This is a genomic window from Nocardioides sp. (assembly GCF_964228225.1).
Taxonomy (GTDB): domain Bacteria; phylum Actinomycetota; class Actinomycetes; order Propionibacteriales; family Nocardioidaceae; genus Nocardioides.
The window spans coordinates 25,399-40,686 of record NZ_CAXQZB010000045.1; the positions used below are offsets into that span (position 1 = coordinate 25,399).

Annotated in this window: 12 protein-coding genes; 7 read left to right on the forward strand and 5 right to left on the reverse strand. The window is 75.9% G+C overall.

The genetic code is table 11. The features are described from left to right. Window positions 1–48: 48 nt before the first annotated feature. On the forward strand, window positions 49–696 hold the full coding sequence (locus ACERUJ_RS10035) for a hypothetical protein (protein ID WP_370248379.1): 648 nt from the start codon (window positions 49–51) through the stop codon (window positions 694–696). A gap of 113 nt (window positions 697–809) precedes the next feature. Here ACERUJ_RS10035 and ACERUJ_RS10040 read toward each other — a convergent pair whose 3' ends face one another. From ACERUJ_RS10040 to ACERUJ_RS10055, 4 genes are all read right to left on the reverse strand, one after another. Then, window positions 810–1,766, reverse strand: a complete 957-nt coding sequence (locus ACERUJ_RS10040) for a GNAT family N-acetyltransferase (RefSeq protein WP_370248380.1) — start codon at window positions 1,764–1,766, stop codon at window positions 810–812. Window positions 1,767–1,873: 107 nt separating this feature from the next. Further along, the gene (locus ACERUJ_RS10045; protein ID WP_370248381.1) at window positions 1,874–2,440 is read right to left on the reverse strand and encodes a YceI family protein; all 567 of its coding nucleotides are present in this window, start codon (window positions 2,438–2,440) and stop codon (window positions 1,874–1,876) included. A gap of 157 nt (window positions 2,441–2,597) precedes the next feature. Beyond that, on the reverse strand, window positions 2,598–2,729 hold the full coding sequence (locus ACERUJ_RS10050; protein ID WP_370248382.1) for a hypothetical protein: 132 nt from the start codon (window positions 2,727–2,729) through the stop codon (window positions 2,598–2,600). Between the two features lie 182 nt (window positions 2,730–2,911). After that, window positions 2,912–3,487: a YdeI family protein gene (locus ACERUJ_RS10055; protein WP_370248383.1), complete on the reverse strand. Its 576-nt coding sequence runs from the start codon at window positions 3,485–3,487 to the stop codon at window positions 2,912–2,914. A 113-nt stretch (window positions 3,488–3,600) separates the two neighbouring features. On the opposite strand from ACERUJ_RS10055, the gene ACERUJ_RS10060 reads away from it, so the two are divergent. The 6 genes from ACERUJ_RS10060 to ACERUJ_RS10085 all read left to right on the forward strand — a co-directional run bounded on the left by ACERUJ_RS10060 (window position 3,601) and on the right by ACERUJ_RS10085 (window position 14,165). Continuing rightward, window positions 3,601–5,523 (forward strand): DEAD/DEAH box helicase, encoded by a 1,923-nt coding sequence (locus tag ACERUJ_RS10060; protein WP_370248384.1) that lies wholly within the window; start codon window positions 3,601–3,603, stop codon window positions 5,521–5,523. Window positions 5,524–5,639: 116 nt separating this feature from the next. Further along, window positions 5,640–6,455: an SGNH/GDSL hydrolase family protein gene (locus tag ACERUJ_RS10065; protein WP_370248385.1), complete on the forward strand. Its 816-nt coding sequence runs from the start codon at window positions 5,640–5,642 to the stop codon at window positions 6,453–6,455. Window positions 6,456–6,812: 357 nt separating this feature from the next. Beyond that, a complete protein-coding gene (locus ACERUJ_RS10070) occupies window positions 6,813–8,720 on the forward strand; it encodes a penicillin-binding transpeptidase domain-containing protein (protein WP_370248386.1) in 1,908 nt (635 codons plus the stop codon). Between the two features lie 40 nt (window positions 8,721–8,760). Further along, on the forward strand, window positions 8,761–11,466 hold the full coding sequence (locus ACERUJ_RS10075; RefSeq protein WP_370248387.1) for an AAA family ATPase: 2,706 nt from the start codon (window positions 8,761–8,763) through the stop codon (window positions 11,464–11,466). A gap of 211 nt (window positions 11,467–11,677) precedes the next feature. Beyond that, entirely contained in the window at window positions 11,678–13,147 is a 1,470-nt protein-coding gene (locus ACERUJ_RS10080) for an NAD-dependent succinate-semialdehyde dehydrogenase (RefSeq protein ID WP_370248388.1), read from the forward strand. Further along, a complete protein-coding gene (locus ACERUJ_RS10085; RefSeq protein ID WP_370248389.1) occupies window positions 13,128–14,165 on the forward strand; it encodes a hypothetical protein in 1,038 nt (345 codons plus the stop codon). Before ACERUJ_RS10080 ends, ACERUJ_RS10085 begins: the two co-directional genes overlap by 20 nt. A 16-nt stretch (window positions 14,166–14,181) precedes the next feature. Here ACERUJ_RS10085 and ACERUJ_RS10090 read toward each other — a convergent pair whose 3' ends face one another. After that, complete coding sequence (locus ACERUJ_RS10090; RefSeq protein ID WP_370248390.1) at window positions 14,182–15,279, reverse strand: LuxR C-terminal-related transcriptional regulator; 1,098 nt, start codon at window positions 15,277–15,279, stop codon at window positions 14,182–14,184. Window positions 15,280–15,288 lie beyond the last annotated feature (9 nt).

Genomic DNA, 15,288 nt, shown 5'->3' on the forward strand with positions numbered 1-15,288 from the left:
CCTGCCGGGCGGGGCCGTCGTGCGTCCGGGGGCTGGCAGGATCGGGGGGTGGGGGCGGATCGGCAGCGGTGGCGCTTCGACGGCCACATCGCCGGCGTCGGGAGCGCGAGCGGGGTGCGTGTCGTCGTCGGCTGGTGGCACGACACGCCGCTGGGCTCCTTCGCCGACGCGATGGTGGAGACCGCCCGGGGTCACCGGGTGCTGCTCGCGCCCACGCCCGACGTCGCCCGGCTGATCGCCGGCACCTACGACTTCGACGAGATCCGCGTCGAGCCGTTCGCCGCCACCGGCGACCCGGGCCGCCGGTGGCGGGTGCGCTCCGCGTCGTTGCGCCTCGACCTCGAGGTCGGACGCCGCACCCCGCTCGGTGCGCTGCTGCGGGCCGTGCCGACGCCGCTCGCCGGGGCGCCCGCCTGGTGCGCGCTCACCGATCCGGTCGCGCGCACCGTGCTGCGCGGCGTCCGCACCCGCGGCACCACCGGCACCGCCGCCGACCCGCGTCGCGAGTGGTACGGCGCCCTCGACCGTCGTCGCGTCACCGCCATGTCGGGCACGTTCGACGACGCCGGCCTCGGCGACCTGCGCCCGGTGCTGCCCGCCCCGCGCTTCGGCTTCTCCTCCACCCCGCCCACCCCGGGTGTGACCCGGGTGAGGACCACGATCGAGGCCCGGGCCAACGTCCCGCTCCGCGGCTGAGGCCGTCGCGCGGGTCGCGGTCTCCCGTTGTCACCAGCGGAATGCACCGGTTTCGGCGGTAGACAGGTGCATTTCTCTGGTGACGACGGAGAACGCCGGGGCACGGGACGGCGTCAGGTGGGCAGGCGCAGCCAGACGGCGCGGTGCACCCAGGTGGAGGTGACGACCATCCCCATCCGCTCGTAGAGCGGGAGGGCGCCGGTGCGGCTGTCGGTGGAGAGCTCGCTGCGCACGGCGCCGTGGGCGCGGGCGGTGGCGAAGGCGTCGGCCATCAGCGCCTGGGCGAGGCCGCGCCCGCGCCGGTCGGCACGGACCGCGAGCCGGCTCAGGTAGCCCACGCGCACGCTCGGGTCGAGGGTGAGCAGGGCGACGCCGACCACGGCGCCGGCGTCGTCGCGCACGACCCGCACCTGCCAGGGCGCGAAGCCGGGGCGGCGCAGCACGGTGGCCTCGAACTCCGCGAAGGTCTGGCGCTCGCGTCGCGACCACTCCAGGAAGGCGTCCTCGACGACGTCGAGCACGGCGGCGTACTCGGCCGGCTCCGCGGTCCCGACGGTGTAGCCCGACGGCAGCGGCCGCTCGGGGATGGTGGCGCCGTCGGGGAGCTCGAGCACCCAGCTGCGCCAGCGCTCGTGGTAGCCCAGCCGTGTGAGCAGCCGGTCGCCGGCGGAGTCCAGCGGCACCGGCGAGCCGATCCGCTCCCGGCCCGACGCCGTGCCGTGGGTACGCAGCCACTGGGCGAGCCAGCTCCCCAGGCCGCGGCCCCGGTGGTCGGGGTGCACGGCGGCGTCGGTGCGCTCACCGATGCCGAGCTCGGCGTAGGCCACCAGCGCGCCGGTGGGGTCCTCGAGCCCGATCGTGTCGCGACCGACGTCGAAGGCCGGGTGCTGCCAGTCGGCCACGATGTCGGCCTCCTCGACGTGCACCTCGCCGAGATCGTGCTGCTCCTGGGCCGCCATCAGCGCGGCGACGGCGGCGGCGTCGCCGGCCCGCAGCGGCCGGGCGACGACGTCGTCGGGCAGGGCCGCCGGGGGCAGGTCGAGCAGGTGGGGCGTGTCGGCGGCGGTCACGTCGGTGATCCAAGCAGTCCCGGGCCGGGTCGGCACCGGGATTTCCGGCGCGGACGGCGACGGCCCGCCGCCCCGGGTGGGGCGACGGGCCGGGGAGCGCGGAGGCCTCAGGCGTTCTTGATGGCCGAGACGTCGAACTCCAGCTTGATCTTCTCCGAGACGAGCACGCCGCCGGTCTCGAGCGCGGCGTTCCACACCAGGCCCCAGTCCTTGCGGTTGATGGTGGCCGCGCCCTCGAAGCCGAGGCGGGTGTTGCCGAACGGGTCCTGGGCCGAGCCGACCTCGTCGAACTCGATCGTCACGGACTTGGCGGTGCCCTTGATGGTGAGGTCGCCGGTGATGCTCCAGGTGCTGCCGTCGCGGCTGACCTCGGTGGAGACGAAGGTGATCTCGGGGAACTGCTCGATGTCGAAGAAGTCGCCCGATCGCAGGTGACCGTCGCGGTCGGCGACGCCGGTGTCGACGCTGCCGACGCCGATGGTGAGCGAGACCGTGGAGGCCGCCGGGTTCGCGGCGTCGATGTGGGCGGTGCCGCTGAAGTCGGTGAACTGACCGCGCACCTTGGTGACCATCGCGTGGCGGGCCACGAAGCCCAGGCGGGTGTGGGTGGGGTCGATCGTGTAGTCGCCGGTGATGTCGGCGAGGGCGGTGGTGGCGGCGTCGAACTCGGTCATGGTGGGCTCCTCAGGAGGGAAGTGGTTGAACAATCAACGATCCTAACCGTCGGCGACGCCGGCTTGTTCCCGCCCTCGGGGTGGAAAAATCACGCGATCCCGGATCCGGCCCAGGGGAAGGGCCGGATGCGGGATCGCGTGGGGGTTGGCGCCGTGCTCAGGCGGCGGTGTGGATGACCGCTGCCGGGGCGGGCGTGAACCAGACCGCCTCCATGTGGGTGCGGCCCTGATCGTCGGTGACGGGCAACCAGCGCATCTCGAGCGCGCCGTTCGCTTCGCGGTAGATCATGGGACACCTCCTGTTCACTTTCCGTTCACCAAAGGTACCGCACTGCCCCCGGCACGTCCAGAAAACGTCCAGATCGCCTTCCGTCCCCCACCCGGACCCTCGAAACCGGCCCGCATCCTCCACCCGCGCTCCACCTGAGCGTGGCGCTCGCGCCCCTCCCTTGGCCGGGGCGGTGGGGCTGCTCAGGGCGCCGGCGACCGGCCCTGCCGACAGGCCGCCACGATCCCCGCGATCCGCTTCTCCCGCGTGGGGCCGGTGCGCGCCAGTGCCAGGTCGATCAGGGCCCGGGCACGGGCGGCCGGGGTCGCGGCGTCCCATCCCGCGCGGGCGGCGGGCTCGGCGTCCAGAGCCGCCGTGAGCAGGGGGTCCTCGACGCCGTCCTCGGCGTCGCGCAGCAGGTCCCAGCGGCCGTCGGCGCGGGCGGCCGCCACCGCCGCGGCACCCGCCGGCTGCATCCGCCCCTGCGCCTCCAGGCGTTCCACGCGCTCGCGGTTCGAGCGCACCCAGGTGCTGCGAGCGCTCCGCGGGGCGAACCACATCGCCGCACGCTGGTCGTCCAGCGTGCGGGTGCGGGAGTCGATCCACCCCCAGCACAACGCCTCGCACACCAGGTCCTCGTACGGCACCGGTGTGTGCCCGGAGCCCCGTCGCCACGACACGACCCACACCCCGCGGCCGCGCCCGTGGTGGGCCGCCAACCACCGGTGCCAGTCGGCGATCCCCGCCGGGTGCACCAGCTCCTCCGCCTGCGGATCCATGCCGGCGAGCATCCCGCGGTCCGGCCGCTCCCGCCACCCTCCGGCGCCGGCGTGAGCGGGCGCACGGCCGCGGGGAATCCCGGCCGAGCCGCTCGGGGCACTACCGTTGGCGGGTGGATCACCCTGAAACGCCCGCTGTACCCGCCGACGACACCCCCGCCGAGGGCGCCGTCGCGGCGGCCCCGGACTCTCCCGCGCCGCTCACCTTCGCCGACCTCGGTCTCACCGGCGGCGTGCTCAAGGCGCTCTCCGACGTCGGCTACGAGTCGCCGTCGGCCATCCAGGCCGAGACCATCCCGCTGCTGCTCACCGGCCGCGACGTCGTCGGCCTCGCCCAGACGGGCACCGGCAAGACGGCCGCCTTCGCGCTGCCGATCCTGCAGAACCTCGACCCCTCCGCCAAGGCCGTGCAGGCGCTCGTGCTGGCCCCGACCCGTGAGCTCGCGCTGCAGGTGTGCGAGGCGTTCGAGAAGTACGCCAGCCACCTCAAGGGCGTGCACGTGCTGCCCGTCTACGGCGGCCAGGGCTACGGCGTACAGCTGTCCGCGCTGCGCCGCGGCGTGCACGTCGTCGTCGGCACGCCCGGGCGGATCATGGACCACCTCGAGCGCGGCACCCTCGACCTCTCCCAGCTCGAGCACCTCGTGCTCGACGAGGCTGACGAGATGCTCACGATGGGCTTCGCCGAGGACGTCGAGACGATCCTCGCCGAGACCCCGGCCAGCAAGCAGGTCGCGCTGTTCAGCGCCACCATGCCGGCCTCGATCCGCCGGCTCTCGCAGAAGTACCTCAACGACCCCGTCGAGGTCGCGGTCAAGCGCAGTGCCGCCTCGGCGGCCAACATCACCCAGCGCTACCTCGTGGTCAGCTACCCCCAGAAGGTCGACGCCCTCACCCGCATCCTCGAGGTCGAGAACTTCGAGGGCATGATCGTCTTCGTCCGCACCAAGAACGAGACCGAGCTGCTCGCCGAGAAGCTGCGGGCCCGCGGCTACTCCGCCGAGGCGATCAACGGCGACATGGCCCAGCAGCAGCGCGAGCGCACCGTCAACCGCCTCAAGTCGGCCAAGCTCGACATCCTCGTGGCCACCGACGTCGCCGCCCGCGGCCTCGACGTCGACCGGATCAGCCACGTCGTGAACTACGACATCCCCACCGACACCGAGTCCTACGTGCACCGGATCGGCCGCACCGGCCGCGCCGGTCGCAGCGGCGACGCGATCTCGTTCGTGACCCCGCGCGAGCGCTACCTGCTGCGTCACCTCGAGAAGGCCACCAAGGCCCCGCTGGTCGAGATGGCGATGCCGGGTGTGGACGAGGTCAACGCCACCCGCCTGAGCCGCTTCGACGACGCCATCACCGCCGCGCTCGCCGACACCGCGCGCACCGACCGGTTCCGCGACATCGTGGCCCACTACGTGCGCCACCACGACGTCCCCGAGATCGACGTCGCCGCCGCCCTGGCGATCGTCGCCCAGGGCGACACCCCGCTGCTCCTCGAGCCCGACCCCGAGCCCAAGGCCCGGCGTGAGCGTCCCGAGCGCGGTGACCGCCCGGAGCGGGGCGACCGGTTCGAGCGCGGCGAGCGTCCCGAGCGCGGTGCCCGCGGCGAGCGTGGCGCCGGCCGCGGTGCCGAGCGCGGCCTGGTGCCCTACCGCATCAACGTCGGCAAGCGGCACCGGGTGGAGCCCCGCCAGATCGTGGGCGCCCTCGCCAACGAGGGCGGGCTGCGCCGCAGCGACTTCGGGCACATCGCCATCCGCCCCGACCACTCCATCGTCGAGCTGCCCGCCGACCTCGGCGACGCCTGGGAGCGGTTGCGCGAGACCCGGATCTCGGGTCGCCTCATCGAGCTGCAGAAGGACTCCGGTCCGCCCTCGCGCCGGGGTCCCCGCGAGGACCGGGGCGACCGGGGCGACCGGGGTGACCGGTGGGAGCGCGGCCCGCGCGGCGAGCGGCCCTCCTACGACCGCGGCGAGGGTGGCGACGGTGGCCCGGCCCGCAAGCCGCGCCACAAGAAGGGCCGCGAGGACTGATCCGCCCCGGGGCGGTGGACGGCCCGTCGTCCACCGTTCCCCGGCGGGCCCTTCCGTCCGACGACGGAACGTGCTGGAGTGATCCGGCTCACGTCGTCGTCTCGGAAGGCGCCCTCATGCCCACTCGTCCGTCCCGCCCATCGGTGCTCGTCGGCGCCGTCCTCGCCCCGACCCTCGCGCTGCTCCTCGCGCTGGTGGCGCCGGTCGCACCGGCCCGGGCGGCGGGGCCGTCCTACGTTGCGCTGGGCGACTCCTACTCCAGCGGCGTCGGCACCCGCAGCTACCTCGACGACGGCACCTCCTGCCAGCGCTCCACCTACGCCTACCCGCGGCTGATCGCGGCCGCCAAGGGCTACAGCCTCAACTTCCAGGCCTGCTCGGGCGCCACGACCGGCACGGTGACCAGCCGCCAGCTCGGGGCGCTGTCCTCCACCACGCGGTACGTCACGATCTCGGTGGGCGGCAACGACGCCGGGTTCGCCGACGTCCTCACCGAGTGCGCCCAACCGGGCTGGGCCAGCGACTGCAACGGCGCGATCGACCGGGCGCAGGCGTTCGTCTCCGGCACCCTGCCCGGCCGGCTCGCCACGCTGTTCTCCTCGATCCGGAGCCGCGCCTCGGCGGCCCGCGTCGTGGTGGTGGGCTACCCCCGCATCTTCATGGGCGAGGACTGCAACGCCGCCACCTTCTTCTCCCCGAGCGAGGAGACCCGGCTCAACCAGACCGCCGACCAGCTCAACGCCCGCCTGGCCAGCGCGGCCGCCGCCCGTGGCTTCGGGTTCGCCAACCCCACCTCGCGGTTCGTGGGCCACGCCGTGTGCGACGACGTCGAGTGGATCAACGGCCTGAGCAACCCCGTGTCGGAGAGCTACCACCCCAACCGCGCCGGCCACCGCGACGGCTACGCCCCCCTGGTCTCCCCGCTGCTCTGAGGCGCCGCTGACCGACGCGATCCACGTTCGTCGAGGAGGCGCCCCCGGCGCCGTCGGGCGAGGTGGTGGGTCGGTGCGGGCGTCTCGTGACGCTCGCTGGCGCTCGCTCCTCGACGACCGTGGGGACTCACGTTCGTCGAGGAGGCGCCCCCGGCGCCGTCACGAGACGCGGTGGGCCGGGGGTCGGCGTCTCGTGACGACCGTGGGGACTCGCGTTCGTCGAGGAGGCGCCCCCGGCGCCGTCACGAGACGCGGTGAGCCGGGGGTCGGCGTCAGGGCGGCGGTGGGTGCTGGTTCCGCGACGACCGTGCGGCCCGGGGGCGGTTGATCGTGGGTGCGGGTTGGTAGAACCGACCCATGGCCCCGCCTCGTCGCGCCCGGATCGCGGTCCCCGTCGTGCTCGCCCTGCTCCTGTCCGCCTGCACCGGGGGCGACGACGACGGCGGACCCGACGGCGCGGGGGCGGCGGCCGCGGCGGCCGCCACGCTCGCCACCGGTCTCGCCTCCGGCGACCTCACCGGCGTCGGGTTCACCGACGTCACTCCTGTCGAGGCCACCGACGACCTGCGCGAGGTGGTGGCCGGGCTCGGCGACGTGACGCCCGACATCGAGGTGGTCGACACCACCCTCACCGACGACGGCGCCACCGCCACGCTGCAGTGGTCCTGGCCGTTGCTCGAAGGGGCCGACCCCTGGGCCTACACCTCCACCGTCACGCTGCGACCCGGGTCCGGCGCCGACGACTGGGCCGTCGTGTGGGGGCACGACGTGGTCGAGCCCTCCCTCACGGCGGCCTCGGTGCTCGACGTGACCCCGGTCAGCGCCGATCGGGGCGACATCCCCGGCGCCGGCGGCCGGGTGCTGGTCACCGAGCGCCCGGTGGTGCGGGTCGGCATCGACCGCACCCTGGTGCCGGCGAAGCGGGCCGGCGCCGCGGCGCGGGCGCTCGCCCGGCTCGTCGACGTCGACCCCGGCCCCTTCGCGAAGGCCGTCGAGGCGGCGGGTGAGAAGGCGTTCGTCGCCGCGATCACCTACCGCGAGGACGACGTGCCCGCCGCGGTGGCCGACGCCGACCTGCGCGGCCTGCGGCTGGTGCCCGACGAGATCCCGCTCGCGCCCACGCGCGAGTTCGCCGCTCCGATCCTGGGCACCGTCGGTGAGGTCACCGCCGAGATGATCGCCGAGGACCCCACGCTCCAGGTCGGCGACGTCGCCGGCATCTCCGGGCTGCAGGCGCGCTACGACGAGCAGCTGCGCGGCGCCGACGGACTGCTGGTCAAGGCGGTGGCCAGCGACGACAGGGAGCGCCGGCTCGCGCGGGTGGGCGGCCGGGGTGAGGGCGAGGACCTCGCCACCAGCCTCAGCCTGCCGGCCCAGGAGCTCGCCGAGCGGGTGCTGGCCGACGTCGGTCCGGCCAGCGCGCTGGTGGCGATCCGCCCCAGTGACGGTGCGATCCTCGCCGCCGCCAACGGTCCCGGCAACGGCGGCCAGAACTTCGCCACGTTCGGTCAGTACGCGCCGGGGTCGACGTTCAAGATCGTCTCCACCCTCGCCCTGCTGCGCGCGGGCGTCGGTCCCGAGGACGTCGTGCCCTGCACCGCCACCGTCGACGTCGACGGGCGCGACTTCGAGAACTACGACGACTACCCCGCCGGCGGGCTGGGCGACATCCCGCTCGCCACCGCCCTCGCGAACTCCTGCAACACCGCCTTCATCGCCGAGCGCGACCGCCTCGACGACGGCGACCTCGCCGCCGCGGCCGCCTCCCTGGGCCTGGGCATCGACCACGACCTCGGCTTCCCGGCCTACTTCGGCAGCGTGCCCGCCCCCGAGGGTGCGACCACCCGCGCCGCGCAGATGATCGGGCAGGGCACGATCCTGGCCTCGCCGATGACCATGGCGGCCGTCATCGCCTCGGTGCAGGCCGGCGAGACCGTGGTGCCCCGCCTGCTCGCGCAAGTCGACGTCGCGGTGCCCGACGGCGTCGCGCCGCTCACCGCCGACGAGGCCGACACGCTGCGCACGCTCCTGCGCGGCGTCGTGACCGGGGGCAGCGGGCGCGGCCTCGCCGACGTGCCGGGTCCGGCCGTGATCGCCAAGACCGGCACCGCCGAGTTCGAGGACGGCGGCGAGGTGCGCACCCACGCCTGGATGGTGGCGGCCCAGGGCGATCTCGCGGTGGCCGTCTTCGTCGCCGAGGGATCCTCGGGCTCGGGCACGGCCGGGCCGTTGCTGGAGGAGTTCCTGCGCGGCCTGGCGGAGTGAACGCCCGCCGGGCCTCGCCCCCTCTCCTGCGGTGCACGGCATGAGGCCGACGGTCGGGCGCTCGCACCTGCGGGCCCGGGTGCGTGAGGCCCTGGTGGGCGGGGAGTCGGTCGTGCTGTGCGGTCCGGCGGGGATCGGCCGGAGCGCGCTGCTCGACGCCGTCGCGGCCGACGTCGCCGCCCGCGACGTCGTGGTGCTGCGCTGCGCCGGGTCGCCCGGCGACGCCGCGTCGCCCGACGCCGCCGTGCGCGCGCTGCTCTGGCACGCGCGCACGAGCGCCGACCCGCGCCTGCGCGGGCTCGTCACGTCCCTCCCGACGGCCGATCCGGCACCCGGCGAGCTGCGGCGCGTGCTGGAGCGCGTCGTGGCCCGGGTGGCGGCCTCGCACCCGGTGCTGCTCGTGGCCGACGACCTCCACTGGCTCGACGCCGCCTCCTCCGACGCCGTCGGTGCGCTGCGCCGACGGTTGCCCGGTCGGGTGGTGCTGCTCGGCTCCCTGGTGGCCGGCGCCGAGCCGGATCCGGCCGACCTGCGCGGCCTGACGCTGCTCGACGTGCCGCCGCTCGACGTCGTGGACCTCGTGGCCGTGCTCGCCGAGGAGGGCGTCGGACCCGACGTCGCCGCCCGCCTGCACCGCGAGTCGGCCGGCAACCCGGCGCTGGCCCTGCTGCTCGCCGGGGCGATCGGCGAGCGACCGCAGGTGCTGGGCGGACCGCACTCGCTCCCCGAAAGCCTGCAGCGGGTGCTGCGCGCCCGGGTGGCCGCGCTGCCCCCGCCGGTGCGCGACACCCTCGCCTCCGCCGCGCTGCTGCTGCGCCCGCGGGTGCGCGACCTCGCCCGCGCCGGTCACCTCGCCGCGGCCGAGCACGTGGCGGTGGCGGCGTCGCAGGGGCTGGTGGTGCTGGGCGAGGACGACGTGGTGCGCTTCGTGCCCTCGGTCCTGCGCGACCTGCTGGCCGCCGGTCCGGCGGAGGAGGTCGCGGCGCGGCACGCCCGGCTGTCCGCCAGCGCAGCCGACGAGCCCACCCGGCTGCGCCACCGGGCGCTGGCCGACCCCCGTCCCGACCCCGACCTCGCCCGACGGCTGGCCGAGGCCGCGACGGCCGCCACCGGTCGGGGCGCCCGCGACCTCGCGGCCGACCTGCTCCTGCTGGCCGCCGACCGCGCCGACGTCGCCCGGGCCGGGGACCGCGTGGAGTGGCTGGTGTCGGCCGCCGAGACCGCGGCCCCCGGCAACCACGCCCTGCTCGTGCGGCGGGCCCTGGCGACCCTGCGCGAGGTGGTGGACCCCGCCCCCACCCCGGCGCAGGCGGTGCGCGCCCGGCTGGCGGTGCCCGAGCTGGCCGGTCTCGGGGTGCGGGCCCTCGCCGAGGTGCTGGCCGCCGCACTCGCCGACGCCGGCGACGACGAGGCGCTGGTGGCCCAGGTGCTGCTGCAGCGCGGCCGGATCGCGCTGGCCGAGGCCCGCCCGCACGCCACCGCCGAGGCCGCGGAGCAGGCGGTGGGCCTGCTGCGCCGGGTCGACCCCGGGGGCACCGAGCTGCCGCGCGCGCTCGCCACCCTCGCCGTGGCCCGGCGCTGGAGCGGCGGCGACCACCGGACCCCCCTCGCCGAGGCGCTCGCGCTCGCGGGCGTGCCGGCGGCCGGGTTCTGGCACGTTTCCCCGCAGTACACCCGCGCCCGGTTCGCGCTCTACGACGACCGCCCGGCCGACGCCGACCGCGAGCTGCGCGACGTCCTGGCCCGCCTCGAGCCCGGCGCGGGGGCCGACGAGGTGCACGTGCTGCGCTCGCTGGTCGAGGTCGCCGCCCGCACCGGACACGGCCGGGAGGCCCGGGAGCTGGCGCGGCGCGCCGAGGTGGTCGGCGCGGCCTTCGACCTCGAGGCGCACACCACCTGGTTCGCCCTCGCGCTCGCCGAGTCGGTGGGCGGCAGCGTCGAGCGTGCCGCGGCCCTCGCGCAGCGCGGTGCGGAGGCCGCCACCGAGCGCGGCGACCTGCGCTACGTCGTGCGGCACCTCGCCGTGCTCGGGCAGTGCCGGCTGCGCACGGGCGACCTCACCGGCGCCGAGGCGGCCTACGGGCGGATCGCCGCGATCGAGGCCGCCGAGGGCTACGACGACCCGACCGTGCACCGCTGGCAGGCCGAGCACGCCGTCGTGCTCGTGCGCCAGGGTCGCGTCGACGACGCCGCCGACCTGCTGGCCGCCACCCGCCGACGGCTGGCCCGCGGCGCCGCCGACCCCGCTGACCCCGCTGACACCGCCGGCGTGCGCGCCGTGCTCGACCGCGCGGAGGCCGAGGTGCTCGCCGCCCGCGGGGACCCCGACGGCGCGGTGCTCCTGCTGGAGGGATCGGCGAGCGTGTGCGCCGACCGGGGACTGCTGCTCGACCATGCCCGCGCCCTGCTGACCCACGCCGCGATCGAGCGGCGCCGGCGTCGCCTCGCCGGTGCGCGGGCGCTCACCGACCGCGCCCGCCGCGTGCTCACCGACCTCGGCGCCTCGGCCTGGCTGGAGGGGCTGGAGGCCGACGACGCGCCCGCGCCGGCCGGGGCCGGCCTGGCCTCGCTCACCGACGCCGAGCGACGAGTGGCGGCGGCCGTGGCCGCCGGTGCCAGCAACCGCGAGATCGCGAGCACCACCTACGTGTCGGTCAAGACGGTGGAGGCCACCCTCACCCGGATCTACCGCAAGCTCGGCGTGCGGTCCCGCGCCCAACTCGCGGCGCTGCTGGCCACGGGCTGATCCACCCGGGAAGCAGCGGACCCCTCGCCGCATGGGGTCAGCGAGGGGTCCTGTCGTCTTCTCGGTGCTCCCTTTCGAAGGACGACTGGTCGATCCTACGACGCCGTGTCGTCGCTGTCTGCCGATTGCCGTGTTCGTGGGCGGGTCGGTCCTGCCGCGGGGCCGCGACGTCCTGCCGCGCGGGGGACCACCGGGGTGGTTGAGTGGTGCCATGAGCGATCGCGACGCCCGCCTCGACGACCTCCTGCCCGCCGTCCACCGCGCGCTGTTCATCGGCGGCGCCTGGCGGGAGGCCGACGACGGCGCCCGCTTCGACGTCCTCGATCCCGCCGACGGCAGCGTGCTGACCACGGTGCCCGACGCCGGGGCGGGGGAGGCGGTCGAGGCGCTCGACGCCGCGGTGGCCGCGCAGGCCTCGTGGGCCGCCACGCCGCCGCGCGAGCGCAGCGACATCCTGCGCCGGGCCTTCGACCTGCTCACCGCCCGCACCGACGACGTCGCCCTCCTGATGAGTCTGGAGATGGGCAAGCCGGTGGCCGAGGCCAAGGGCGAGGTGGCCTACGGCGCCGACTTCCTGCGCTGGTTCTCCGAGGAGGCCGTGCGCATCCACGGCACCTGGATGAGCGCCCCCAACGGTGCGAGCCGGCTGCTCACGATGCGCAAGTCGGTGGGCCCCTGCCTGTTCGTGACGCCGTGGAACTTCCCGCTCGCGATGGGCACCCGCAAGATCGCCCCCGCGATCGCCGCCGGCTGCACGATGGTGGTCAAGCCGGCCGCCCAGACCCCGCTCACGATGCTGTACCTCGCGGCCCTGCTGGCCGAGGCCGGACTGCCCGACGGGGTGCTCAACATCGTCACGGGCCTCGACGCCGGTGCGATCAGCGCGGCGCTCCAGGGCGACGACCGGCTGCGCAAGATCAGCTTCACCGGCTCCACCGGCGTGGGGAAGGTGCTGGTGCGCCAGTCCGCCGACCAGCTGCAGCGGGTGAGCATGGAGCTGGGCGGCAACGCCCCGTTCGTGGTGTTCGAGGACGCCGACCTCGACGTCGCCGTCGAGGCCGCGATGGTGGCCAAGATGCGCAACATGGGCGAGGCCTGTACCGCCGCCAACCGCTTCCTGGTGCACGAGTCGGTGGCCGGCGCGTTCGCCGAGCGGCTGGCCGCCCGGATGGGCGCGCTCGTCGTCGGCCGGGGCCAGGACGACGGCGTGCAGGTGGGGCCGCTGATCGACGAGAAGGCCCGCGAGTCGGTGGCCGAGCTCGTCACCGACGCCGTGCACGACGGTGCCCGCGTCGTCGTCGGCGGTGAGCCGCTGCCCGGTCCCGGGTACTTCTACCCGCCCACCGTGCTGGTGGACGTGCCGGCCGACTCGGCGATCACCCGCGAGGAGATCTTCGGACCGGTCGCGCCGATCACCACCTTCACCACCGAGGACGAGGCGATCAGCCGGGCCAACGACACCGAGTACGGCCTGGCCTCCTACGTCTTCACCCGCGACCTCGCCCGCACCATCCGCGTGGCCGAGCGGCTGGAGTTCGGCATGGTCGGGGTGAACACCGGCCTGGTCTCCAACGCCGCCGCGCCCTTCGGCGGCATGAAGGCCAGCGGCTTCGGGCGCGAGGGCGGCTTCGAGGGGATCGAGGAGTACCTCGAGACGACCTATGTGGCGCTCCCGGTCTGAGGCCCGCCGGCGGCCCGCGCCCCGACGGCTGCTGCCCCTGCTGCTGGCCCTGCTCCTGACGGCCTGCGGCACCGGCGCCGCGCCGGCCGGCCCGGCGGGCGGCCCGTCGGGCGGCCCGTCGGGCGGCCCGTCGGGCGGCCCGTCGGGAGATGTGGCGCCCTCGGTGCCCGGCGGCGACGTCGTGGGCGTGCCCGAGGCCACCGTGCCCGCAGCGCCGGCCCCGCCCGCACCCACCCGCCCCTCGCTCGCGGACCTGGCCGAGCAGGTCGCGGGCGAGCTGTCGGCCGAGTCGGTGGTGCAGGACGTGCTGGGCGCCGACATGTCCTGGCCGCAGTGCGCCCCCGGCCTCGGGATCCCCGAGAAGCGCTCCTCGGGCCAGCCGCGCCCGGTGCCCGAGGCCGAGTACGTGATCCTCGGGCTCACCAACGGCCCCGGCGTCTCCCCCAACCCCTGCCTGGCCGAGCAGGCCGCCTGGACGCGCGAGCGCGGCATGCTCCTGGGCGCCTACGCCGTGGCCAGCTACCCCGAGCCGCGCTTCGTGGAGCAGTACGGCGACGACGGCCCCTTCGACGCCGCCACGCCCGCCGGCCTGCTCGCCAACGTCGGCTACCAGCAGGCGCGGTTCAACCTCGCCTCCCTGCGCGAGGCGGGCATGGCGCAGGTGCCGGTGATCTGGATCGACGTCGAGCCGGTGCCCGACTTCGAGTGGAGCAGCGACCTCGAGGCCAACGCCGCCGTGGTCACCGGCCTGGCGCGGGGCTACCGCGACGCCGGCTACGGCATCGGCGTCTACTCCACCACCGCGCTGTGGGACGCCGTCGTCGGTGACCTGGCGCTGGGGGTGCCGGAGTGGCGCGCCGCCGGGCAGACCTCGCGGGAGGAGGCGCTGCGCCGCTGCGGCCCGGAGGCCTCGATCCAGGGCGGGGAGCCGATCTTCGCCCAGTGGGTGGAGGCCGACCGCGACATGAACATCAGCTGCCCCGGCCCGATCCGGCTCTCGGACTGGTTCGCCGCCTGACGGCCGGAGAAGGACCTCAGCTGGCGATGGCGGCGAGCATCGCCTGTCGGGAGGCGACGCCGAGCTTGCGGTAGATCTTCGAGAGGTGGCCCTCGACGGCCTTGACCGAGATCAGCAGGACGCCGGCGATGTCGCGGTTGCTGCGCCCCTCGAGCACGAGCACGGCGACGCGGCGCTCGGCCTGGGTCAGGACGGCCAGGGCCTCGGCCTCCCGGCGTCGGGGGTCCTCGCCGAGGTGCTGCAGCAGGCGCCCGATCCGGTTCTGCAGCGGCCACAGCTGCTCGCGCATGGCGTAGGACTCGGCCTCGCGCAGCAGGGCGAGCGCCTCGGCGCCCTCGCCGGAGAGGATCAGGTGGGCGGCGAGGTCGGTGGCGACCTGGGCCTGCAGCCGTGCGGCGTCGCTGTCGCGCAGCAGGGCCCGGGCCTCGCGCAGCCGCAGCACGCGCTCCCCGAACGGCTCGACGGCGGCCAGGGTGCGCAGCGCGACGGCGAGGTGGAGCGGGTCCCCGGCCTCCCAGGCCTCGGCCTGCTCGGCGTAGGCGAGGTCGAGCGCCTCGGCGGGGCGGCCCAGGTGCACCAGCGCGAGCGCCGCGCCGGGACGCCAGCGCAGCGCCGACCAGCCGACCTGGTCCCAGTAGGTGTCGGCGGGGGTGTCGGTGCGGGGCCGGGAGGTGAAGGCGGCGATCGCGCCGCCGGCCGCGCGGTGGTGCAGCAGCGCCGACTCGTGCTCGCCGTGGGCGGCGGCGACCTCGGCCCGGGCGTGGTGCACCCACGCGTCGGCGGCGCCGCCGGTGGGCCGCAGTCGCGCCAGCAGGGCGGCGGCCTCGTCGAGCTCGCCGCGGGCCAGGCGGCACTCGACCAGCGCGCACAGCGCCCGCAGCCGGGTGCGCAGGCGTGCGGCGAGCGCCAGCGCGGCGTCGCTGTCGGGGGCGCGCCGCGGGTCGGCGTCGTCGCCGGTGACCAGCCGGTCGAGCAGGTCCACCGCGCTCGCGAACTCACCACGGGTGAGGAGGAGACGGGCCTGCTCGAGCGCGGCGTCGGCGTCGTCCGGCATGGGGGGCCGGGCGACGGCGGCGCGCGTCAGAGTCGGGCCGGCGGGGGGCGGGACCGGCATGGCCTCAGG

Coding starts and splice junctions, on each gene's coding strand:
- ACERUJ_RS10045 (WP_370248381.1), bottom strand. CDS start 2,440: ATGACCGAGTTCGACGCCGCCACCACCGCCCTCGCCGACATCACCGGC.
- ACERUJ_RS10050 (WP_370248382.1), bottom strand. CDS start 2,729: ATGATCTACCGCGAAGCGAACGGCGCGCTCGAGATGCGCTGGTTGCCC.
- ACERUJ_RS10055 (WP_370248383.1), bottom strand. CDS start 3,487: ATGGATCCGCAGGCGGAGGAGCTGGTGCACCCGGCGGGGATCGCCGAC.
- ACERUJ_RS10065 (WP_370248385.1), top strand. CDS start 5,640: ATGCCCACTCGTCCGTCCCGCCCATCGGTGCTCGTCGGCGCCGTCCTC.
- ACERUJ_RS10070 (WP_370248386.1), top strand. CDS start 6,813: ATGGCCCCGCCTCGTCGCGCCCGGATCGCGGTCCCCGTCGTGCTCGCC.
- ACERUJ_RS10075 (WP_370248387.1), top strand. CDS start 8,761: ATGAGGCCGACGGTCGGGCGCTCGCACCTGCGGGCCCGGGTGCGTGAG.
- ACERUJ_RS10080 (WP_370248388.1), top strand. CDS start 11,678: ATGAGCGATCGCGACGCCCGCCTCGACGACCTCCTGCCCGCCGTCCAC.
- ACERUJ_RS10085 (WP_370248389.1), top strand. CDS start 13,128: ATGTGGCGCTCCCGGTCTGAGGCCCGCCGGCGGCCCGCGCCCCGACGG.
- ACERUJ_RS10090 (WP_370248390.1), bottom strand. CDS start 15,279: ATGCCGGTCCCGCCCCCCGCCGGCCCGACTCTGACGCGCGCCGCCGTC.